The 22,448-nt window shown below is 65.1% G+C and carries 20 protein-coding genes; 10 read left to right on the forward strand and 10 right to left on the reverse strand.

All coding sequences use genetic code 11. The features are described from left to right. Positions 1-40 precede the first annotated feature (40 nt). From PVE35_RS07990 to metG, 7 genes are all read right to left on the reverse strand, one after another. Entirely contained in the window at positions 41-748 is a 708-nt protein-coding gene (locus PVE35_RS07990) for an electron transport complex subunit E (RefSeq protein WP_277374309.1), read from the reverse strand. Continuing rightward, positions 745-1,380: an electron transport complex subunit RsxG gene (gene rsxG, locus PVE35_RS07995; protein WP_268182563.1), complete on the reverse strand. Its 636-nt coding sequence runs from the start codon at positions 1,378-1,380 to the stop codon at positions 745-747. Before rsxG ends, PVE35_RS07990 begins: the two co-directional genes overlap by 4 nt. Before the next feature lie 2 nt (positions 1,381-1,382). Beyond that, positions 1,383-2,414, reverse strand: coding sequence for an RnfABCDGE type electron transport complex subunit D (locus PVE35_RS08000; protein WP_277374310.1), 1,032 nt, complete (start codon positions 2,412-2,414; stop codon positions 1,383-1,385). Positions 2,415-2,546: 132 nt separating this feature from the next. After that, positions 2,547-5,003 (reverse strand): electron transport complex subunit RsxC, encoded by a 2,457-nt coding sequence (rsxC, locus tag PVE35_RS08005; protein ID WP_277374311.1) that lies wholly within the window; start codon positions 5,001-5,003, stop codon positions 2,547-2,549. Then, positions 5,000-5,575, reverse strand: coding sequence for an electron transport complex subunit RsxB (gene rsxB, locus PVE35_RS08010; RefSeq protein WP_277374312.1), 576 nt, complete (start codon positions 5,573-5,575; stop codon positions 5,000-5,002). The genes rsxC and rsxB overlap by 4 nt, the downstream gene beginning before the upstream one ends. Next, complete coding sequence (rsxA, locus tag PVE35_RS08015; protein WP_277374313.1) at positions 5,572-6,156, reverse strand: electron transport complex subunit RsxA; 585 nt, start codon at positions 6,154-6,156, stop codon at positions 5,572-5,574. Before rsxA ends, rsxB begins: the two co-directional genes overlap by 4 nt. Positions 6,157-6,312: 156 nt before the next feature. Continuing rightward, the gene (metG, locus tag PVE35_RS08020; RefSeq protein WP_268182573.1) at positions 6,313-8,349 is read right to left on the reverse strand and encodes a methionine--tRNA ligase; all 2,037 of its coding nucleotides are present in this window, start codon (positions 8,347-8,349) and stop codon (positions 6,313-6,315) included. A 176-nt stretch (positions 8,350-8,525) separates the two neighbouring features. Here metG and apbC point away from each other — a divergent pair, with 176 nt between their 5' ends. Next, positions 8,526-9,614, forward strand: coding sequence for an iron-sulfur cluster carrier protein ApbC (apbC, locus tag PVE35_RS08025; RefSeq protein ID WP_277374314.1), 1,089 nt, complete (start codon positions 8,526-8,528; stop codon positions 9,612-9,614). Positions 9,615-9,646: 32 nt separating this feature from the next. Then, the gene (locus tag PVE35_RS08030) at positions 9,647-9,868 is read left to right on the forward strand and encodes a hypothetical protein (RefSeq protein WP_277374315.1); all 222 of its coding nucleotides are present in this window, start codon (positions 9,647-9,649) and stop codon (positions 9,866-9,868) included. Between the two features lie 184 nt (positions 9,869-10,052). Here PVE35_RS08030 and PVE35_RS08035 read toward each other — a convergent pair whose 3' ends face one another. Next, positions 10,053-11,102 (reverse strand): AraC family transcriptional regulator, encoded by a 1,050-nt coding sequence (locus tag PVE35_RS08035; RefSeq protein WP_277374316.1) that lies wholly within the window; start codon positions 11,100-11,102, stop codon positions 10,053-10,055. Beyond that, entirely contained in the window at positions 11,099-12,115 is a 1,017-nt protein-coding gene (locus PVE35_RS08040; protein ID WP_268182582.1) for a carbon-nitrogen hydrolase family protein, read from the reverse strand. The genes PVE35_RS08035 and PVE35_RS08040 overlap by 4 nt, the downstream gene beginning before the upstream one ends. A gap of 201 nt (positions 12,116-12,316) precedes the next feature. Here PVE35_RS08040 and PVE35_RS08045 point away from each other — a divergent pair, with 201 nt between their 5' ends. From PVE35_RS08045 to PVE35_RS08065, 5 genes are all read left to right on the forward strand, one after another. Beyond that, complete coding sequence (locus tag PVE35_RS08045) at positions 12,317-14,350, forward strand: NADPH-dependent 2,4-dienoyl-CoA reductase (RefSeq protein ID WP_277374317.1); 2,034 nt, start codon at positions 12,317-12,319, stop codon at positions 14,348-14,350. 50 nt (positions 14,351-14,400) lie between these two features. Beyond that, entirely contained in the window at positions 14,401-14,820 is a 420-nt protein-coding gene (locus PVE35_RS08050) for a nuclear transport factor 2 family protein (protein ID WP_277374318.1), read from the forward strand. A 210-nt stretch (positions 14,821-15,030) separates the two neighbouring features. Then, positions 15,031-16,392: a chromosome partitioning protein ParA gene (locus PVE35_RS08055; RefSeq protein ID WP_277374319.1), complete on the forward strand. Its 1,362-nt coding sequence runs from the start codon at positions 15,031-15,033 to the stop codon at positions 16,390-16,392. Between the two features lie 2 nt (positions 16,393-16,394). Further along, a complete protein-coding gene (locus PVE35_RS08060) occupies positions 16,395-17,357 on the forward strand; it encodes a pyridoxal-phosphate dependent enzyme (protein WP_268182590.1) in 963 nt (320 codons plus the stop codon). Then, the gene (locus tag PVE35_RS08065; RefSeq protein ID WP_268182591.1) at positions 17,357-18,463 is read left to right on the forward strand and encodes a cyclic nucleotide-binding domain-containing protein; all 1,107 of its coding nucleotides are present in this window, start codon (positions 17,357-17,359) and stop codon (positions 18,461-18,463) included. Before PVE35_RS08060 ends, PVE35_RS08065 begins: the two co-directional genes overlap by 1 nt. A 206-nt stretch (positions 18,464-18,669) precedes the next feature. Here the strand turns inward: PVE35_RS08065 and PVE35_RS08070 are convergent, their stop codons facing one another. Continuing rightward, entirely contained in the window at positions 18,670-19,608 is a 939-nt protein-coding gene (locus tag PVE35_RS08070) for a DUF1853 family protein (protein ID WP_268182592.1), read from the reverse strand. Positions 19,609-19,692: 84 nt separating this feature from the next. Between PVE35_RS08070 and PVE35_RS08075 the strand changes: the two genes are divergently transcribed. Genes PVE35_RS08075 through PVE35_RS08085 form a run of 3 tightly spaced genes read left to right on the forward strand, consistent with a single transcriptional unit; the run spans position 19,693 to position 22,412 of the window. After that, a complete protein-coding gene (locus PVE35_RS08075) occupies positions 19,693-20,580 on the forward strand; it encodes an NAD(+) kinase (protein WP_268182595.1) in 888 nt (295 codons plus the stop codon). Next, entirely contained in the window at positions 20,581-21,555 is a 975-nt protein-coding gene (locus tag PVE35_RS08080) for a metallophosphoesterase (protein WP_277374320.1), read from the forward strand. Further along, positions 21,552-22,412 (forward strand): rhomboid family intramembrane serine protease, encoded by an 861-nt coding sequence (locus tag PVE35_RS08085; RefSeq protein ID WP_277374321.1) that lies wholly within the window; start codon positions 21,552-21,554, stop codon positions 22,410-22,412. The genes PVE35_RS08080 and PVE35_RS08085 overlap by 4 nt, the downstream gene beginning before the upstream one ends. Positions 22,413-22,448: the final 36 nt, after the last annotated feature.

Genomic DNA, 22,448 nt, shown 5'->3' on the forward strand with positions numbered 1-22,448 from the left:
AGGGCGTCTCAGCTCAGGGGGCGCTTGGAGCTTGCAGCCATCATTCGATCACCCCGGTAACGCGCACGCGGCGGCTCTGTGCAGGCACTTCAGGTGCGGCGGCCTTGGCCCGCTCGGCGGCGATCTGGTCGAGGCGGTTCTTGCCGGCGATCAGCAGGCCCAGGACGATAAAGGCACCCGGCGGCAGGATGGCCAGCAGAAAGCCCTTGTAATCCTGCACCAGGGTGAGTTTCCAGTCGGCGGCGATGGGGCCGAACAGCAGGTGCATGTTGGCGAACAGTGCGCCGGTACCGAGCAACTCGCGGATGGCGCCGATCAGCACCAGCACCGCGCCGAAGCCCAGGCCCATCATCAGACCGTCATAGGCGGCGCGGGCCGGGTCGTGCTTGGCGGCGAAGCCGTCGGCGCGGCCGAGGATCACGCAGTTGGTGGTGATCAGCGGGATGAAGATGCCGAGGATCTGGTACAGCTCGTAGGTGTAGGCCTGCATCAGCAGCTCGATGCAGGTGGTCAGCGCGGCGATGATCATGACGAAGGCCGGCAGGCGCACGGCGGTATTGACCACGCCACGCACCAGCGATACGGCGGTGTTGGAACAGATCAGCACCAGCGTGGTGGCTAGCGCCAGACCGAGGGCGTTGACCGTGGAGTTGCTTACCCCCAGCAGCGGGCAGAGGCCGAGCAGTTGCACCAGCGCCGGGTTGTTCTTCCACAAGCCGTTGAGGGTGATGTCGCGGTAGCTGGTCATCGTTCGTCCTCCGCCAGGCCCAGTAGTTGGGCGCGGTGCGTGTCGAAGTAGCGCAGGGCGCCGTGCACGGCCTTGACCACGGCACGCGGGGTGATGGTGGCGCCGGCGAACTGGTCGAAGTCGCCGCGATCCTTCTTCACCGCCCAGCCATCTTCGCCGGGGTTGTGCAGGGATTTTCCGGTAAAGCCGAGTACCCAATCGCTCTTGGCCAGCTCGATCTTGTCGCCCAGGCCTGGGGTTTCCTTGTGGCTGAGCACGCGCACGCCAGCCAGGCGACCGTCGGCGAAGATACCCACCAGCAGGTGGATGGCGCCGCTGTAGCCGTCCGGCGCGGTCACCGGCAGGATCAGCGCGCTGGGCTGGCCGCCCTTGAGTGCCAGGTAGGCCGACTGCGGGCTGCGGTGACCCAGCTCGGGAGCGTTGAGCTCGATGCGGTTGTCCAGCAGGTGATTGTCATAGCTGCCGGCCGGCAGAATCTCGGCCAGGGCGCGCACCTGGGCTTCGCGCTCGGCCTTGGCGATGCGTTCGGCGGTGCCCTGTTGCAGCAGAGCGACGGTGCCGACGGTGCCGATGGCGAAGAGGCCAAGCACCAGGGCGTTCTTCAACATCGAGCGGCTGATTTCCGGCAGCATGCTCATTCTCCCAGCTTGAAGCCGCTGTTGGGCTTGCGGTGGCCGTAGCTGCGCGGCCGGGTGTAGTAGTCGATGGTCGGTGCCGCCAGGTTCATCAGCAGCACGGCGAAGGCCACTGCATCCGGGTAACCGCCCCAGGTGCGGATCACGTAGACCAGCACGCCGACGCCGATACCGAATACCAGGCGCCCGCGATTGCTGGTGGCGCCGGAGACCGGGTCGGTGACGATGAAGAAGGCGCCGAGCATGGTGGCGCCGGTCAGCAGGTGGAACAGCGGCGAGCCGTTGGAATCCGAGCCGCTGCCGTTCCAGAACAGCAGGCTCATGGCGAACAGCGCGGCGAGCATGCCCAGCGGCGCATGCCAGGTGATCAGGCGCTTGTGCAGCAGGTACAGGCCGCCGGCGAGAAAGGCCAGATTGACCGCTTCGCTGCCGGCGCCGCCGAAACGGCCGAAGGCCGGATTGCTGGCATGCAGCTCGTCGATGGTCAGGCTCTTGTTGACCTTCAGCGCATCCAGCGCGGTGGCCTGGGCCCAGCCATCCGGCAGGTTGGCGATGCCGAGGATGTGCTTGATGCCATCCAGCGCGGCGACGGCGTGTGGCGCGGGCCAACTGGTCATGTCGACGGGGAAGGAGATCAGCACCACCACGTAGCCGACCATCGCCGGGTTGAACGGATTCTGCCCAAGGCCACCGTAGAGCTGCTTGCCGAGGCTGATGGCGAAACCGCAGGCGATCAGCGTCAGCCACCAGGGCGAATAGGGTGGCAGGGCCAGGGCCAGCAGCACGGCGGTGACCAGGGCGCTGTAGTCCTTGAGAAAGAAGGCGATCGGGCGCTGGCGCGCGGCCAGCAGCGCCGCCTCGAAGCCCAGGGCGCAGAGGCTGGCCCAGACCAGGTTGAACAGGGTGCCGACGCCGAACAGCCAGGTCAGGGCGAGGATGCCCGGCACGCAGGCCAGCAGCACCTGCAGCATGACCTGCTGGGTACGATTGCTGCCCGTGGCGTGGGGCGATGTGATGCGGGGCAGGGCCATCGGCGCTCCGGTGGTGCTGATACTGCGTTGTGCATTCCCCGGATTGCATCCGGGCTACGGTTGTCTGTGCCGCCCGGCTACTCCGGCGCGGCGGGTATCTTTATGTAGCCCGGATGCAATCCGGGAAAATTGTCAGGTTTGGTATTCCGCCAGCTTGCGTTCGGCTTCGGCCAGGCGCGTGCGTGCCTGCTCCAGCGCATCGGCGGCGGCGTTGTCGTCCCGCTCCAGCTTGCGCAGATCGGCACGAGCAAAGGCCACTTCGGTTTTCAGGGCTTTCAGTTCGGCATTCACGCCGGGGCGTTCAGTGCGCACCAGCTCCGGCGCTGGCTTGCCGGAGGCCGCCTCGGCGGCATGCAGGGCCTGCTCGGCAGCGGCCAGGGCATCACGCAGCGGCTGCAATGCGGCTTCGTCGCTGCCTGCCTTCTCGGCCTTCTTCAGTTCGGCGCGCTTCATCGCCAGTTCGACCTTGGCTTTCTTCAGCGCCTCTTCGCCCGCGGGTTTGGCAGCCGGCGCAGGCGCCTGGTTCTGCAGTTCTGCCAGGGACTTCTCAGCTGCTTCGAGTTGCTGGCGCACACGAGCGATCTCGGCCTGCTGTTCGTCGTCCGGGGCTTCGATCTTCTCCAGCTTGCGGAGTTGCGCCTTGAGCATGGCGGCTTCGATCTTGGCCTTTTTCAGCGCCTCGTCGCCGGCTGGCTTGGTGGCGACAGCGGGCTTCTGGCTGTCCAGTTCGGCGAGGGATTTCTCGGCGGCTTCCAACTGCTGGCGCACACGGGCGATCTCGGCCTGCTGTTCGTCGTCGGGGGCTTCGAGCTTTTCCAGCTTGCGCAATTGCGCCTTGAGCATGGCCGCGTCGATCTTGGCTTTTTTCAAGGCTTCGTCACCGGCAGGCTTGGGCGCTGGGGCAGGGGCTGTCGCCTGGGCATCGGCCAGCGCCTTTTGTGCGGCTTCGGCGGCGGCGCGCAGCTCGGCGACCTGTGCCTGCAGCTCGGGCGTGTCGTGGGCGGCAAGCTGTTTTTCAGCCTTCTTCAACGCGACCTGGGCCATGCTGGCTTCGATCTTGAGCTTCTTCAGCGCTTCGTCCGCCGGTGAAGCCGCCGCTACAGGAGGGGCTTCGGCTTGCGCGGCCTTGGCGCGTGCGGCTTTCTCGGCGCGGGCCTTGCGTTCGGCTTCCTTCTGCTCCTCGGCGCGGCGCAGGCGTTCCTGGCGTTGCTCGAAGCGCTGCTTGGAGTGCTCGGCCTTGAGCTGCTTCTGCTCCAGCTCGCGGATTTCCGCCTTGGCCACGCGGTAGTACTGCACCAGAGGGATGCTCGACGGGCAGACGTAGGCACAGGCTCCACACTCGATGCAGTCGAACAGGTTGTGTTCCTTGAGCTGTTCGTGCTCCTGACCCAGGGCGAAGAAATGCAGTTGCTGCGGCAGCAGGCTGGCCGGGCAGGCCTGGGCACACTCGCCGCAGCGGATGCAGGGCATGGCTGGCGCTGGCGGCGGCAGTTCGGCTGCGCTGCTGGCCAGCAGGCAGTTGCTGGTCTTGATCAGCGGCACCTCGAGGCTGGGCAGGGTAAAGCCCATCATCGGCCCACCCATGATCAGGCGGTTGAGCTTGCCCTGATCCAGGCCGGCGAAGGTGAGCAGTTCGCCCACTGGCGTGCCGATCAGTGCCTCGACGTTGCCGGGACGCGCCAGCGCTTCGCCGGTAAGGGTGGTGATGCGCGAGATCAGCGGCTTGCCCAGCAGCACGGCATCGTGGATGGCCACGCAGGTGCCGACGTTCTGGCAAAGGATGCCGATATCGGCAGGCAGGCCGCCGCTGGGCACTTCCACGCCAGTGAGAATCTGGATCAACTGTTTCTCGCCACCGGACGGGTACTTGGTGGGGAACACCCGTACCTGATAGTCGTGCCCGGCGCAGGCGGCGCGCACGGCGGCGATGGCTTCGGGCTTGTTGTCCTCGATGCCGATCAGCACCTGCTCGGGCTGGATCAGATGGGCGAGCACCTCGATACCAGCCACCAGTTCGGCGGCGCGTTCGCGCATCAGCAGGTCATCGGCGGTGATATAGGGCTCGCACTCGGTGCCGTTGATGATCAGCGTGTGAATCTTCTGCGTTGGTCGCGCCTTGAGCTTGACCGCCGTGGGGAAGCCGGCGCCGCCCAGGCCGTTGATGCCGGCCTCGCCGATCAGCGCCAGCAGTTCGGCGGGCTCAAGGCTGCGGTAGTCGGGATGCGGTGCCAGCTCGATCCACTCGTCCAGGCCATCGCTGTCCATGACGATGGCCGGCGCCAGCATGCCGGAGGCGTGCGGATAAGGCTGTTCGCCGATAAAGGCGATGGTGCCGGAGGTGGGCGCATGCAGCGGCACGCTGACGAAGCCGTTGGCATTGGCGATCTTCTCGCCCTTGCGCACGCGCTGGCCGACGGCCACGCAGGGCTCGGCAGCAGCGCCGATATGCTGGCCGAGTGGCAATACCAGACGCTTGGGCAGCGGCGCAGGCTGGATCGGCGTGCGGTTGGACAGTTCCTTGCGCTCGGCCGGATGGATGCCACCAGGGATGTCCCAGATCTTCATGCTTTCTTTGGCCAACGCGCTCATGCCGCCTGCTCCCGGTCACTGGCGATCAACTGGCCGGGTGGCAGCGGCTTGTCCCATTTCCAGCTTTGCACGCTGCTGCCAACTTCGATCATGTCGATACAGTCCACCGGGCAGGGTTCGACGCACAGGTCGCAGCCGGTGCATTCGCTGGCGATCACCGTATGCATCTGCCGCGCCGCACCGACTATGGCATCCACCGGGCAGGCCTGGATGCACTTGGTGCAGCCGATGCATTCGGCTTCGCGGATGTAGGCGACCATCTGCGGCTTCTCGCCTTCCACCGCATCCAGCGGCTCGGGCTCGACGTCCAGCAGGTCGGCCAGCGCCTGGATGGTCGCCTCGCCGCCAGGCGGGCACTTGTTGATCTTGTCGCCGCCGGCAATGGCCTCGGCGTAGGGTTTGCAGCCGGGGTAACCGCACTGGCCGCACTGGGTCTGCGGCAGCAGGGCGTTGATCTGCTCGGCGATGGGGTCGCCCTCGACCTTGAAGCGCACCGCGGCGAAACCGAGGATGGCGCCGGCGATCAGGCACAGCGCGAGCAGGGCAAGGACGGCGACCAGAACCAGGTTCATAGCTTGATCAGCCCGGAAAAGCCCATGAACGCCAGCGACATCAGCCCGGCGGTGATCATGCCGATGGCCGCGCCCTGGAAGGATTTCGGCACGTCGGCGATGGCGATGCGCTCACGCATGGCGGCGAACAGCACCAGTACCAGGGAAAAGCCCAGGCCGGCGGCAAAGCCGTTGACGGTGGCGGTGACGAAGGTGAACTCGGCCTTGTTGGCGTTGAGCAGGGCCACGCCGAGGACGATGCAGTTGGTGGTGATCAGCGGCAGGAAGATGCCCAGCACGCGGTACAGCAGGGGGCTGGTCTTGTTCACCACCATCTCGGTGAACTGCACCACCACGGCGATCACCAGGATGAAGCTGATGGTGCGCAGAAATTCCAGATCCAGCGGCTTGAGCACGTACTGCTGCACCAGGTAGCTGCACATGGCCGCCAGGGTCAGCACGAAGGTGGTCGCCAGGGACAGGCCGATTGCGGTTTCGATCTTCTTCGACACGCCCATGAACGGGCACAGGCCGAGGAACTGCACCAGCACGAAATTGTTGACCAGGATGGCGCTGACCATGATCAGGACGAGTTCGGTCATCGGTTTGCCGTCGAATGCACAAAGGCCTTAGGAAATGGGCGCCTATTATCGGGAGAAGCAGCGGCAAGCTACAAGCCACAAGCGTCAAGTAAAAGCGCAAAAGCCAGGCTGGCGCTCAGCGCCAGCCCGCATCCCGATTTGCTTGCAGCTTGCAGCTTATTTCACGCGCTGGCCCGGCTTGGCGCCGCTGTCCGGGCTGAGCAGGTAGATTTCCTCGCCACCGGGGCCGGCGGCCAGCACCATGCCTTCGCTGATGCCGAATTTCATCTTGCGCGGTGCCAGGTTGGCCACGTACAGGGTCAGGCGACCCTCCAGCTTGCTCGGATCCGGGTAAGCGGACTTGATGCCGGAGAACACGTTGCGCTTCTCGTCGCCGATATCCAGCGACAGGCGCAGCAGCTTGTCGGCGCCCTCGACGAACTCGCATTTCTCGATCAGCGCAATGCGCAGGTCGACGGCGGCGAAGGCGTCGAAGTTGATCTCGGCGGCCAGCGGTTCCTTGGCCAGTTCGCCGTTACCCGCTGGTTTGCTGGCTTCGGCGGCCAGGTCTTCCTTGGAGGCTTCGATCATGGCTTCTATCTTCGCCGGCTCGATACGGGTCAGCAGCGGGGTGAAGGGGTTGAGCTGGTGATCGGCCAGCGGTGTGGCCAGGTCTGCCCAGGTCAGGGCCGGTACGTTGAGGAAGGCTTCGGCGTCACTGGCCAGTTTCGGCAGTACCGGCTTGAGCATGATCACCAACTGGCGGAACAGGTTGATGCCCAGGGCGCAGATTTCCTGTACCTCGGCCTGCTTGCCTTCCACCTTGTTCAGCGCCCAGGGCGCCTTGTCGGCGATCCAGGCGTTGGCGCGGTCGGCCAGCGCCATGATCTCGCGCATGGCGCGGGAGAAGTCACGCGCCTCGTAGGCTTCGGCGATGCTCGGCGCTGCAGCCTGGAAAGCTTCCCACAGGGCTGGTTCGGGGTTGGCGGTGACCAGCACGCCGGCATTGCCCTTGTGGATGAAGCCGGCGCAGCGGCTGGCGATGTTGACCACCTTGCCGACCAGATCCGAGTTGACCTTTTGCACGAAGTCCTCGAGGTTCAGGTCGAGGTCATCGACGCCACGGCCCAGCTTGGAGGCATAGTAGTAACGTAGGCATTCCGGGTTCAGGTGATCCAGGTAGGTGCGCGCCTTGATGAAGGTGCCGCGCGACTTGGACATCTTCTGCCCGTTCACCGTCAGGTAGCCGTGCACGTTCACCGCAGTCGGCTTGCGGTAGCCGGCGCCTTCGAGCATGGCCGGCCAGAACAGGGCGTGGAAGTTGACGATGTCCTTGCCGATGAAGTGGTACAGCTCGGCGGTCGAGTCCTTGCCCCAGAAAGCGTCGAAATCCAGATCTGGGCGGCGCGTGCAGAGGTTCTTGAAGCTGGCCATGTAGCCGATGGGCGCATCCAGCCAGACGTAGAAGTACTTGCCCGGCTCACCGGGGATCTCGAAGCCGAAGTAGGGCGCATCGCGGCTGATGTCCCACTCCTGCAGGCCGCTATCGAGCCATTCGGCCAGCTTGTTGGCCACCGCCTCCTGCAGCGTGCCGGAGCGCGTCCACTGCTTGAGCATGGCCTCGAAGTCCGGCAGCTTGAAGAAGAAATGCTGCGACTCCTTGAGCACCGGCACGGCGCCGGAGATGGCCGAGCGTGGGTTCTTCAGCTCGGTGGGGGTGTAGGTGGCGCCGCATTTTTCGCAGTTGTCGCCGTATTGATCCTCGGCCGCACACTTGGGGCAGGTGCCCTTGATGAAGCGGTCGGCAAGGAACATGCCTTTCTCGGGGTCGAAATACTGGGTCACCGCGCGGGTGGCGATATGGCCCTTGTCACGCAGCGCCAGGTAGATGGACGCCGACAGCTCGCGGTTCTCCTCCGAGTGGGTGGAGTGGTAGTTGTCGAAGTCCACCAGGAAGTCGGCGAAGTCGGCCATGTGCTCGGCACGCACGCCGTCGATCAGTTGCTCCGGGGTGATGCCTTCCTTCTCGGCGCGCAGCATGATGGCCGAGCCGTGGGCGTCGTCGGCGCAGACGTAGACGGCCTGATTGCCGCGCAGTTTCTGGTAGCGCACCCACATGTCGGTCTGGATGTACTCGAGCATGTGGCCGAGGTGGATCGAACCGTTGGCATAGGGGAGGGCGCTGGTGACGAGAATCTTGCGGGCTTCGGTCATGGTGATCGGCTGCACGGGGGAAACGAGGGAAGTCGGCAACTATAAAGGAAGCTGCAAGCTGCAAGCTACAAGCCGCAAGTAAAAGCGGCTATGTCTTGGTCGCGGTGAGAGGTGTGCAGCTAGGCTCTGCTGTTAAGATGGCGGCCTGTTTTTCTGCTGCCTTCTGGAGTTCTTGCATGAGTGCCGTCACCCGCGAAGCGGTCGAAGCCTGTCTGCGTCAGTTCACCGACCCCCATCTCGAGCAGGATCCGGTCAGCGCCGGTTGCCTGCGTGAAGTCGACATCCAGGGCGCCCGCGTGGCCGTGCGCCTGGAGCTGGGTTATGCCGCCGGGCTGTTCAAGAACGGCTGGGCGCAGATGCTGCAAATGGCTCTGGAGAACCTCGAGGGCGTGGACAGTGCCCGGGTGCAGGTCGACTGCCTGATCGAGTCGCACCAGGGCCAGGCCCAGGTGCCGGCGCTGGCCGGGGTGAAGAACGTGATCGCCGTGGCCTCGGGCAAGGGCGGCGTGGGTAAGTCCACCACCGCCGCCAACCTGGCGCTGGCGCTGGCCCGCGAAGGTGCGCGGGTGGGCATGCTCGATGCCGATATCTACGGCCCCAGCCAGGGCATCATGTTCGGCATCGCCGAGGGCACGCGTCCGCTGGTGAAGGATCAGAAATGGTTCGTGCCGCTCGAAGCCCATGGCGTGCAGGTGATGTCCATGGCCTTTCTCACCGACGACAACACGCCCATGGTCTGGCGCGGGCCGATGGTCAGCGGCGCCTTGCTGCAACTGATCACCCAGACCGCCTGGAATGACCTCGACTACCTGGTGATCGACATGCCGCCGGGCACTGGCGACATCCAGCTGACCCTGGCGCAGAAGGTGCCGGTGGCCGGCAGCGTGATCGTCACCACGCCTCAGGATCTGGCCCTGCTCGATGCCAAGAAAGGCGTGGAGATGTTCCGCAAGGTGCACATTCCGGTGCTGGGTGTGGTGGAGAACATGGCCGTGCACATCTGCTCCAACTGCGGCCACACCGAGCATCTGTTCGGCGAGGGCGGCGGCGAGAAGCTGGCTGCGCAGTATGGCGTCGAGCTGCTGGCCTCCCTGCCGCTGTCGATGGCCATTCGCATGCAGGCCGACGACGGCAAGCCGACCGTGATCGCCGACCCGCAAAGCCAGTTGGCGATGATCTATCAGGATCTGGCGCGCAAGGTGGGCGCGCGTATCGCCCTGGCGGGCAAACCGACCATGCCGAATATCGAGATCAGCGAGGACTAATAGCGGTCACGCAGTGAGATGCACTGCTCTCGATGTCGCACATCCTGAGCAGCCGGCAGGAGTTAATTGCCATTCATCCAGCGATCAGCCTGCGGCTTTCCGTCATCTTGTCTTCATGCAGGCAAAGTAGCTTGCTATCGGTCAAACCCTATGACCGAGGAGAACAGCAGATGGACGAGTATCAGGAAGAACTGCTCGAGCGTGATGCCTTCGATCAGGATGTGCTCGATACGGACGACGCCACTGAACTCTGAGCCTCGCCAGGGCACCTCTAAAAACTTAGGCGAGGCAGGCAGCGCAATACCGATGGCGGCCCCGCAAAAAACAGGCGAAAAAAGCACTGGGCCCGCACTCGGGTTTACGCGCTGTAAATGAGCATTTTGATCGGACTCGCGCACGAGCCTGTTTTTAACGCCGCGATGGCAACGCAGGTAGTTTTTAGAGGTGCCCGCCAGCGGCCCTGCGTTGTGCGCGCCGGTAGTCGCCGGGTGTTTGCCCGAGCCAGCGCTTGAAGGCTCGCTGGAAGGCTTCGGCCGAGGCGAAGCCGAGCAGATAGGCGATCTCGCCGAAGGCCAGTTCGGTGTCGCGGATATAGGCCGTGGCCAGGTCGCGGCGGGTGTCGTTGAGGATGGTGCGAAACTGCGTGCCTTCCTCGGCCAGCTTGCGCCGTAGCGTCCAGCTCGGTAGTTGCAGGCGCCGCGCCACTTCCTGCAGATCCGGTTCGTGGCCGTGTAACAATGGCCCCAGTAGCTGGATCACCCGTTCGCGCAGGCTGCGGGTGCGGGTCAACTGATCCAGTTCGCGTTCGCACAATTCCAGCAGATGGTTCCAGGTGCCCGGGCAATGCTGGCGGTTGCGCAGGTTCAGGGTTTCATCGCTCAGGCGCAGGCGATTGGCTCCCGCGGCGAATTCCACCGGGCAGCCGAACAAGGTTTCGTAGCGTTCGGCATAGTCCGGCGCAGGGAATTCGATTTCGACCCTCTCCGGCGCGATGGGCTGGCCAGCCACCTGCGCCAGGTTGCTCAGCCAGCCGGCCAGCACCGAATCCACCACGAAGCGGTTGTAGGCGTTGTATGGGCTGATGGAGTAGAAGTTCAGCCAGGCACCGCGCGCGTCTTCGTCAAAGCTCGAGCGGCCGCGGTAGTTGGCGGCGTACAGGGGCTCGAAGCGGGTCAGGGTGCGCGCCGCTGCGCGCAGGTCGGGCGCCTGCGCGGCGCAGATGCCGGCCAGGCCGATCTGGCCCAGGTGGCTGTGGCGGCCCATGTCCAGGCCCAGCGCCGGCTCGCCGCACAGGGCGATGGCGCTGTGGCCGAGGCGCATGAAGCGGGGGATCGAAAGCCGCGCGCGAGGTTCGCTCAGGCGTGTGGCGTCGAGGCCGAACTGCTGCAGCAGGGGCTGCGGGTCATGGCCATGGGCGTTCAGCGCAGCGGCCAGCGGCAGGGTGAAACCAACGGAAAGATCGCCCAGGCGAACGCGTGAGGCCTTCATAGCCACAGGTTGATCAGTTGTGCGCCAGCGCTCGCATCGCCCTGGCTGAGTCGGCCGTCGACGAATGCCAGGGCTGTTGCCTGGCCGCTACGTTCCCACAGGCGCCCCCGCATGTGCACCTGCAAGCCGGCGTGGATGCCCTGTGCTTGCAGGTGTTCGCCGAATTCGCTCATGTTCGTGTTGGCGTCCATGTCACTGGGCATGACCAGCAGTTCGACGTCTTGTCGCGCATGGCTGGCGATGTGCCGGGCATCGCCGCCGAGCAGGATGCCGAGCCGGCCTGCCGGCGTGTCGAGTACCTGCAACGCCTCTGGCGCCTGGCTGCTGGCCGTGGCGGCGGCGAAGGCCTGGCGGTGCGGCTGGCCCAATGGCTGGCCGGCGCTGTCGAAGACCAGGCTGACGTTGTACAGCGGCCCTTGGGCGACCTGCAGTTGGCCGTGCTCGAGCTGAGGTTGCGGCAGGACGATGGAGCCAGCCACCAGGGTGACGGCGTAATCGCGCGCCAGGCCGCCGAACAGTTGCTGGTAGTCATGGGCCATGCGCTTGGCCTTGGTGCGTAGCAGGGCGTCGGGCAGGCGCGCATCGCCGTCTGCCCAGAGCAGTGCCTGGATGAAGTCCAGCGGATTGCGCGCCGCCGACCACTGCAGCGCTCGCTGGTGGTCAGGTGCCTGATACAGCTCGTCCTTCTCGCCGATGGCGAACAGCCAGGTGCCGATATGTTCGGGCAAGACCACCACGGTGCGTGGGTTGAGCAGGCCCAGGTCGCGCGCTTGGTCGAGGTAGGCCGCCAGCTTCAGGCGCAGGCGCGCCAGGCTTTGCAAGTCGCTGCTGACCAGCTCGGGCTGGATGCCCAGCAGGTTGCCGGCGGTGCCGGGGTTGCCCTGGTTGAGGGCCAGATGACTGCGCAGATCCGACAGGTAGCGAACCTGGGGCCGTTGCTCGCACCAGTAGGCATAGGCGCCGAGGCTGCCGAGCAGGAGGAGGATCAGGCAAAGGGAGATCAGTCGACGCATGGGTATCTTTCGCGGGTGTGTGCGTTCAGGTTAGGTCGGATGGTGGCTGAAGCCAAGCATGGCTGTTGTTTTTGATCATTATCTTGTCATTTTCGATCATTGAGCCTGCCGTTTGGCCTCTTTATCGTCTGCCTCAATAACCGACCGCGTGCCCATGAGACCGCGGCGATCCGTGAACTGCACCGCGATGTGGAGAATTCCATGACTGCTCGTTACCCGCACCTGCTGGCCCCGCTCGACCTCGGCTTCACCACGCTGAAGAACCGCACGCTGATGGGCTCCATGCACACTGGTCTGGAAGAGAGGCCAGGCGGTTTCGAGCGCATGGCGGCATACTTCGCCGAGCGTGCCCGGGGTGGTGTTGGCCTGATGGTCACCGGCGGCATTGGCCCGAACGAGGAGGGCGGCGTGTATGCCGGCGCGGCCAAGCTGAGCACCCTGGAAGAGGCCGAGAAGCACAAGGTCGTCACCCAGGCGGTGCACGAGGCCGGTGGCAAGATCTGCATGCAGATCCTGCATGCCGGCCGTTACGCCTATAGCCCGAAGTCCGTGGCGCCGAGCGCCATCCAGGCGCCGATCAACCCGTTCAAGCCCCGTGAGCTGGACGAGGAGGGCATCGAGAAGCAGATCGCCGACTTCGTCAATTGCGCGGCGCTGGCCCAGCAGGCCGGCTACGACGGCGTCGAGGTGATGGGCTCGGAAGGCTATTTCATCAACCAGTTCCTAGTAACCCACACCAATCACCGCACCGACCGCTGGGGCGGCAGCTTCGAGAACCGCATGCGCCTGCCGGTGGAGATCGTCCGTCGCGTGCGCGAGGCGGTGGGGCCGAACTTCATCATCATCTATCGCCTGTCGATGCTTGACCTGGTCGAGAGCGGCAGCACCTGGGACGAGATCGTGCTACTGGCCAAGGCCATCGAGCAGGCCGGCGCCACCATCATCAACACCGGCATCGGCTGGCACGAGGCGCGCATCCCGACCATCGCCACCAAGGTGCCGCGTGCAGCCTTCACCAAGGTTACCGCCAAGCTCAAGGGCGAGGTGGCGATCCCGCTGATCACCACCAACCGCATCAACACTCCGGAAGTGGCCGAACAGGTGCTGGCCGAAGGCGATGCCGATATGGTGTCGATGGCGCGCCCGTTCCTCGCCGACCCGGAGTTCGTCAACAAGGCCGCCGAGGGCCGCGCCGACGAGATCAACACCTGCATCGGCTGCAACCAGGCCTGCCTGGATCACACCTTCGGCGGCAAGCTCACCAGTTGTCTGGTCAACCCGCGTGCCTGTCATGAGACCGAGCTGAATTACATCCCCACCACCACGGTGAAGAAGATCGCCGTGGTCGGCGCCGGCCCGGCCGGCCTGGCAGCCTCCACTGTCGCGGCCGAACGTGGTCACAGCGTGACCCTGTTCGACTCGGCCAGCGAAATCGGTGGCCAGTTCAACGTGGCCAAGCGCGTGCCGGGCAAGGAGGAGTTCTACGAGACCCTGCGCTACTTCAAGCGTAAGCTGGAAACCACCGGCGTCGATGTGCGCCTCAACACACGCGTGTCGGTGGATGATCTGGTCGCCGGCGGCTTCGACGAGATCATCCTGGCCACCGGCATCGCCCCGCGTACCCCGGAGATTCCGGGCATCGACCACGCCAAGGTGATCGGCTACCTGGACGCCATCCTCGAGCGCAAGCCGGTCGGGCAGAAGGTCGCGGTGATCGGCGCGGGCGGTATCGGCTTCGACGTCTCCGAGTTCATCACCCATCAGGGCCAGGCCACCAGCCTCGACCGCGAGGCATTCTGGAAGGAGTGGGGCATCGACACCGCGCTGGAGGCGCGTGGTGGCGTGGCGGGCATCGAGGCCCATCCGCACCCGGCAGCGCGTCAGGTATTCCTGTTGCAACGCAAGAAGACCAAGGTGGGCGACGGCCTGGGCAAGACCACCGGCTGGATTCACCGCACCGGCCTGAAGAACAAGAAGGTGCAGATGCTCAATTCGGTGGAGTATCTCAAGGTCGATGACGCCGGCCTGCATATCCGCATCGCCGGGGGGGAACCGCAGGTGCTGCCGGTCGACACCGTGATCGTCTGCGCCGGCCAGGATCCGCTGCGTGAGCTGCAGCAAGGGCTGGAGGATGCCGGCCAGCGCGTGCATCTGGTCGGCGGCGCGGATGTCGCCGCCGAGCTCGATGCCAAGCGGGCGATCGACCAGGGCTCGCGCCTGGCGGCCGAACTCTGATAGAGCCGAGCCCCGCTCAGTGCGGGGCGGACAACAACAAGGAGAAGCCGATGCCTCTCGATACTCTCTTGCAACCTGCCGCCGCCGCCAGCCTGGCGCGCTGGCACCAGTTCGTCGCCGCCAAAGATCTGCGCGCCTTGCCCGAGCTGTTGCACCCGCAGGCCGTGTTCCGCTCGCCCATGGCGCACACCCCTTACCCGGGAGCGCAGAAGGTCAATCTGATCCTCAACACCGTGCTGCAGGTGTTCGAGGACTTCACCTACCACCGTGAACTGGCCACGGCTGATGGCCTGAGCGTGGTGCTGGAGTTTTCCGCGCGGGTCGGCGAGCGCGAGCTGAAGGGGATCGACCTGATCCGTTTCGACGAAACCGGGCTGATCGTCGAGTTCGAGGTGATGGTGCGCCCCATGAGTGGCCTGCAGGCCCTTGGCGCAGAGATGGCACAACGCCTGGGCGCAGTCAGCGGCTGAGTCTCGCCCAGTCGGTCACAGTTTGGCCTAACCATTGGCTGGCAGAGCGCTTGCCAGCGGGCCGGCTGCCAATCGCGTCACATTGCCGTTGCAACTTTTTCCCCTAGACTAGCCCGATCACGCATGGACGACGTTCGCGCCAGGGCCAGAACTGCCCCGGCGCTGGCGTCGTGCGCGTCGTTTCAGTCGCATCAGAGGGGGCCGACAGGCATGCAGAACAAGCCGCAGATGGTAGAGGCCGTGATGTTCTTCAAGGAACATGGCGTCTGCAAGCAGATGCTCTACCCCGAATTTGAGGCCTTGCTCGATGGCGTGGTGAACATGCCCGAGTTCGCCGATCAGCAGATGCGCATGGTCTACGTGGTGATCAACCCGCGACTGCTGGTCAAGGCGGCGGTGTTCTTTTATCTGGATTTCGATGAGGACGGCCGCCCCGATTCCGGCTGGAACATCCCGTTGCAGCATCTGGCCGATCGCGCCGGACGCGGGCCGGATCTCGGTGCCGGGCCTATCCGCCTGGCCTGTCGCAGCCAGTGTGCGGTGTCCTGGCATCAGATGCATCTGTGGGATCCCAATCTCACGCCCGGGCAGAACGATCTGGTACGCCTGCGCGATGCGGTCAAGGGCAATCAGCTCGGCCTGCTGATCGAGGACGACAGCACCCAGGTGGTGCAGGCCGAACGCCTGCAGATGGCGCCCGAGGACAAATGGTATGCGCCCGATCCGGCCAAGGAGGTGGCCGAACAGTTGGCGCAGAAGATGGATCAGGAGCATCGCGCCAAGACCGCTCAGCTCATCAAGCAGCAGCGTCTGCGCATCGCCAGCCTCACCCAGCAGCATGAAGAAGAGCTGGTCAGGCTCAAGCTGGCCGGCGAGGAGCAGGGTAAGCGTCAGCAGGCGCAGCTTCAGGAGTTGCAGCAGGCCTTGCGCCAGCAGCAGGAACTCAATGCCCGGCTCAAGGCGCAACTGACCGAGCAGGCGCAGAACTATCAGCACAGCCGCGAGCAATTGACCCAGCAACTGCGTGCCCTGGAGCGCCATGGGCGCACCGAGGGCGACATTCTGCGGGCGCAGCTCGAGGCCGAGCTGCAAGCCAAGATCACTGCAGCCGTGGCCCAGTACAAGGAGCAGGTGGCGATACGCGATGTCGAACTGGCCTACCGCAATGAGCAGGACATCCAGCAGCAGGCGGAGATCGAACGGCTCAAGCGCGAGCGCGATGCCATCGCCAGCCAGAGTGGCGATCAGGTGCTCGAGCGCCTGGCCAGGCTCGGCGTGGTGTTCGTGGCCTATCATCCCGGCGCCGGGCACCTGACCATCGCCCTGCAGGATATTGCCCGCTACCAGGACAACCCCATGGCATACGTCGCGGCCAAGTGCTTCGTGACGGAGGCGCAGTATCGTCAATGGTTGGCGCATTACCAGCAACCCACCTGCGAGGCGCTGCTGGCCGGCGGTGAGCGCTGCGCCATGCCCATCGAGCGGGTGGATACGCCAAGCCGCTTCGTGCTGGGTGAATCCAATTGCTGTTCGCGGCACAAGGCGAGCGCTCGTTTGCAGGGTGTCAACTGACCTTGCTCCTGCCACGCATCGACTGGCAGCCGCAGGCGCCCCTGCAACCGCTGCGTCTGGATTGGCTGCAGGCGGCAGGTGTCGAGGTGGCCTGCCTGCGCCTGGATCTGATCGATGCACTGATCAGCGGCAACAAATGGTTCAAGCTCGCGCCGCACCTGCGTGAAGCTCATCTGGCCGGTGCGCACGGGGTGATCAGCCTAGGTGGTGCTCACTCCAATCATCTGCATGCCCTGGCGGCGGCCGGTAGGCGTTTCGGTTTCGCCACGGTCGGCCTGCTGCGCGGCGAGCCGCAGCTCACGCCGACGGTCAGGGATCTGCAGGTTCTCGGCATGCAACTGCACTGGCTCAGCCATGGCGCTTACCGCAAACGCCATGAGCCTGGCTTCTGGGCGCCCTGGCTGGCGCGTCATCCGCACTGTTACCCCATCAACGAAGGTGGGCGAGCGCTGCTCGGCGCCCAGGGCTGCGCCGTGCTGGTGGGCCTGGTCGAGCGGCAGATGGCGGCCCTGGGCTGGGCGGACTTCCACGGCTGGTGGCTGGCCGCAGGCACCGGCACCACCCTGGCCGGGCTGGTGCTGGCCGAGCAGGGCGAGCGCCCGGTGCATGGCGCCCTGGCCGTGCCGGCCGGTTATGGCGTGCCCGAGCAGGTGAGCGAGTTGCTGCGAGAGGCAGGGTGCGATGACCAGGGCTATCGTCTGATCGAGGCCGCGCGACGTGGCTTTGCCCGCAGCGATGACGAGTTGCTGGCCTTCATGGCTGCCGTGGAGCGCGACGCCGGCCTGCTGCTGGAGCCGGTGTATACCGGCAAGGCACTGCTGGCATTGCGACAGCAGGTGAGCGACGGTTACTTTAGGCGTGGCAGTCGCCTGGTCTTCGTGCACACAGGCGGCTTGCAAGGGCGGCGGGCAACGCTCGGCTCGCACCATGACTACACTGTATTGCAGAGCCTGGACGCCTTCTGATGACTGAACCCCTGACACCGGCACAACTGCGCAGCCTGACGCCGCTCAATGCATTGTCCGAGCAGCAATGGCGCGAGCTGCGTAATCAGCTCGTGCCTCAACCCTTGCTGGCGGGGCAGTCGCTGTTTCGCCGCGGCGACCAGGCGCGCCTGACCTATTACCTGCTGGCCGGCGAGCTGTCCTTGCAAGGCGATGGCTTGCCGCAGTCCGTGGTGGCAGGTAGCCCGGCGAGCTGCCATCCCTTGTCGCCGAGCCTGCCACGGCTGCACGAAGCCATGGCGATGACCGATTGCAGCGTGCTGGTGATCGACAGCAGCGCGCTCAACCGTCTGCTGACCTGGCGCCTGAGTTTCGAGGATCTGCTGCTGGCCATGGGGCAGAGTGGCGAGGAGATCGAGTGGCTCGAACGTCTGCTGGAAAATCCGCTGTTGGCCAAGGTGCCAGCGGCCAATGTGCAGACCATGCTGACGCGCCTGCAGCCTCTGGAGCTTAAGGCCGGCAGCCAGGTGCTGGCAGAGGGCGAGGTCGGGGATTGCTGCTTCTTCCTGCGCAGCGGCCGCGCCGAGGTGATGCGTGGTGCCGGCAGCGAGAGTCAGGTGCTGGCTGAGTTGGAGGTGGGTGCCTGCTTCGGTGAAGAGGCATTGTTAGCGGATCGCCCACGCAATGCCACGGTGACCATGCTCGAAGACGGCAGCGTGCTGCGCCTGGATCGCCAGGACTTCTTCGCCCTGCTCAAGGCACCCGTGGTGGCGGAAGTTTCCCTCGGCGAGGCCTCGCGCCTGCTCAGTCAGGGTGGGCAGTGGCTGGACGTGCGCCTGCAGGAGGAATACGAGCAGGCCCATGCCCTGGAGTCACTGCACATGCCCTTGCAGTTGCTGCGCCTCAAGGCCCGTCTGCTCGACCCTGCGCGCACCTATCTGTGCTACTGCGACAGCGGCAAGCGCAGCGCCAGTGCAGTGTTCCTGCTCAGCCAGCTCGGCTTCAGCGCCTATGCCCTGCGCGATGGTCTGGATGCCTTGCCGGCGGTGCAGCGCGATGCCCTGCTGTGCGAGAGCGGGGCAGGCTATCTGGCGCGCTCCGGTGGGCGTACCGAGCGCAGTCATTGAGGCCTGTAGCCCGGATGAAATCCGGGAGCGACGCCGCCGATACTTCCCGGATTACATCCGGGCTAGCGGGCCGTTGAAAAACGTAGGCGAGGCAGGCAAGACAAGGCAAAAACAGCCGAAAAAGCGGAGTTTACGTGCTGTAAATGAGCATTTTGAGGCTGTTTTTAACGCAGTATTGCCAACGCAGGTAGTTTTTCAACAGCTTGCTAGGTTTCTGGCCACTGATCGCTGACCAAAAATACCCGCTCGACCTCGCGCCAGTCCCCCGTCTCATCGACCTCCAGGCGCACCAGTAGCTGCGCCTGGGCCTCTGGCGGCAGGGCGCTCAACCAATGCTCGAATCTTTCCTGCGACCAGCGTTGTTCTGCGTCCATCAAGGCCGGGGCCAGCCAGGCCAACCTGGGCAGGGGCTGCCAGCAGGCCTCGGGGTTTTGGCCGGCAAATACCACCCAGTCGGCTCGGCGCAGCCAGTGCCCGCGCAGGTGACGGGGGCAGGCGCCGCGCGGCGGTGCGCAGCCCCCAGGCCAGGGATAGAACAGATAGCCGCCGAGCCAGAAAGCGGAGCGGACTTCACGCACCTGCAGCTCGTTCAGCGCTCCCCGTGCTTCGCGGCGCGATGACAGCGGCAGTTGATGCTGGGCGAGATGGCTCAGTTTGAGGTCGAGCCGATCATGACTGCCAGGGCCGAGCCATTGGCTGGCATCGCTGCCGTCGGCCGCCTCGGGGCCGAGATAGAACTTTACCGCCAGCTCCAGGTGATGCTCGCCCTCTGCGTCGCGCAGCAGCAGATCCAGCTCGCCCAGGGTATGGCCATGCTGACGAATCGCCAGGTTGGCCGCGATGACTTCGATATCTGGTGCGGCCTGCAGGGCGTATTGCCAGAGGCGCTCGTAGTACAGGCCAAGACGCCGCACCGGCTTCTCGGCCAACCAGGCATGCAGCGCTTCGGGTGCTTCGTCCTGGCGGATCAGCCAGTCCGCCAACAAGTGCGGGCGCTGCGCCCAGTCGCTGGCCTGCAGGGGATGACGCTGGGGGTTCGTGGTCTCACCCAGCAAGGGCGCTGACAGCAACGCCCAGGCCAGGTCACGCACGGCTGGGGTGCGCAAGGTCTGCAGCAGGTCGTGCAGCGTGTCGGGAGCGATCATCAGGCGAGCATAGCTCGGTTTGCCGCTGCCTTGGCCTTTGGCCGATAATCCCCCTTCGTTTCTTATCTGTCTGGCGGGAACCCCATGGATCAATTTCGCAATGTCGGCATCATCGGGCGCCTGGGTAGCACACGGGTGCTGGAAACCGTGCGCCGGCTCAAGCGTTTTCTCATCGACCGCCATCTGCATGTGATTCTCGAAGACACCATCGCCGACCTGCTGCCCGGCCATGGCCTGCAGACCTCCTCGCGCAAGATGCTCGGTGAGGTGTGCGACCTGGTGATCGTCGTCGGCGGCGACGGCAGCATGCTTGGCGCTGCCCGCGCCCTGGCGCGGCACAAGGTGCCGGTGCTGGGTATCAACCGTGGCAGCCTGGGCTTTCTCACCGACATCCGCCCCGACGAGCTGGAGCTCAAGGTGGCGCAGGTACTGGAAGGCCAGTACCTGACCGAGAACCGCTTCCTGCTCGAAGCCGAAGTGCGCCGCCAGGGCGAGGCCATCGGCCAGGGCGACGCGCTCAACGACGTGGTGCTGCACCCCGGCAAGTCGACGCGGATGATCGAGTTCGAGCTGTACATTGATGGCCAGTTCGTCTGCAGCCAGAAGGCCGACGGCCTGATCGTCGCCACGCCCACCGGCTCCACTGCCTATGCGCTGTCCGCCGGTGGGCCGATCATGCACCCCAAGCTGGACGCCATCGTCGTGGTGCCGATGTACCCGCACACCTTGTCCAGCCGGCCCATCGTGGTCGACGGCCACAGCGAGCTGAAGGTGGTGGTGTCGGCGGACATGACCATCTACCCGCAGGTGTCCTGCGACGGTCAGAACCACTTCACCTGTGCCCCGGGCGATACCCTGCACGTGGCCAAGAAGGCGCAGAAGCTGCGTCTGATCCACCCGCTGGATCACAACTACTACGAGGTCTGCCGTACCAAGCTGGGTTGGGGTAGCCGCCTGGGAGGGCAGGACTGAATGTCCATCGACCCCCATCGTGGCTATGACCTGATCGGTGATATCCACGGTTGTGCGCGCACCCTGGAACGTCTGCTCGAACGCCTGGGCTATAGTCGCCAGGAAGGCGTGTGGCGCCACCCGCGGCGCATGGTGCTGTTTCTCGGTGATCTGATCGACCGTGGCCCGGGTATTCGCGAGACCTTGCATCTGGTGCGCGACATGGTCAGCGCCGGTCAGGCCCTGTGCATCATGGGCAACCATGAGTACAACGCGCTGGGCTGGAGCACGCCGGCACCGCCCGGCAGCGGCCGCCAGCACGTGCGTGAGCACAGCCCACGGCACCTGCGCCTGATCCGTGAAACCCTGGCGCAGTTCGAGGGGCACCCACAGGAGTGGCGCGAATTCCTGCGCTGGTTCTACGAGATGCCCCTGTTCATCGACGCCGGGCATTTTCGCGTCGTGCATGCCTGCTGGGACGCCGAACTGATCGCGCCGCTCAGGCAGCAATTTCCCGATGGCTGCATCGATGAACATTTCCTCCAGGCCTCGGCGGTGCCCGGCAGCTTCGCCAACATGGTGCTCGACCGCCTGCTGCGTGGCACCGACATGCGCCTGCCGCACGGCCTGACCCTGACCGGCGGCGACGGCTTCACCCGTTCCTATTTCCGCACCAAGTTCTGGGAAGAGGATCCGCAGACCTACGGCGATATCGTCTTCCAGCCCGATGCCTTGCCGGAGCTAGCGGCGCAGACGCCCTTGAGCGAACTGCAGAAGGACGAACTGCTCAAATATGGCGCGCACGAACCGCCGCTGTTCGTCGGCCACTACTGGCGCCGCGGCAAGCCGGCACCGATCCGCCCGAACCTGGCCTGCCTGGATTACAGCGCGGTGATCGGCGGCCGGCTGGTGGCTTACCGGCTCGATCATGAGCAGCGTCTGGATGCGAGCAAATTCGTCTGGGTCGATGTCGACCCGCAGGAGGCGCCACGATGACCGCTAGCGTTGCACTACGTCTGCCGCTGGAGACCGACCTCAGCGGCTTCATCGCCCTGCTGCAACGCCTGCGCGTGCCGCATCGGGTGGCCGAGGAGGGCGGTGAACAGGTGCTCTGGGTGCACGGTGAGGAACTGGCCGAGCAAGTGCGTGAGCTCTACGCACAGCATCCTCTAGGTGATGTGAATGGCGACTTCCCCCAGGCCGTGGCGCCTGCGCGCACCCCTGTGCTGGTGCAACTACGACGTAGCCCGCTGACGGCTCTGATGCTGCTGATCACCTTCATCGTCTTCGCCGTGACTCTGACAGGTGAGAACTACGCCGCGATTCGCTGGCTGAGCTTCGTCGATTTTCACATTGACGGTGGCAACATCTACCTCAACTACCTGGATGCAACGCTGGCCAGCGGCCAATGGTGGCGTTTGATCACGCCCATGCTGATCCACTTCGGCTGGCTGCATCTGGCGATGAACAGCCTGTGGTACTGGGAGCTGGGCCGGCGCATCGAGTTTCGTCAGGGCGCCATCGGCCTGCTCGGGCTGACCTTGCTGTTCGGTCTGGCCTCGAACTTCGCCCAGTACTGGTGGGCGGGGCCCTCGCTGTTCGGCGGTCTGTCCGGCGTGCTCTACGGCCTGCTCGGGCATTGCTGGATCTACCAGCGCCTGGCGCCCAACCCGGCCTATCGCCTGCCGCCCGGTGTGCTGGTGATGATGCTGGCCTGGCTGGCGATCTGCATGACTGGCGTGTTCGAGCTGCTGCAGTTCGGCGCCATCGCCAACGCCGCGCATGTCGGCGGCCTGCTCACCGGCTGCCTGACCGGGCTGCTTGGCGGTATGCTGGCCCGACGTAACGCTTGAACCGACTAATCTGGCGGGTCTGACCCGCCCTGTGAT

This window comes from Pseudomonas sp. AA-38, assembly GCF_029457475.1.
In the GTDB taxonomy this organism is placed as follows: domain Bacteria; phylum Pseudomonadota; class Gammaproteobacteria; order Pseudomonadales; family Pseudomonadaceae; genus Aquipseudomonas.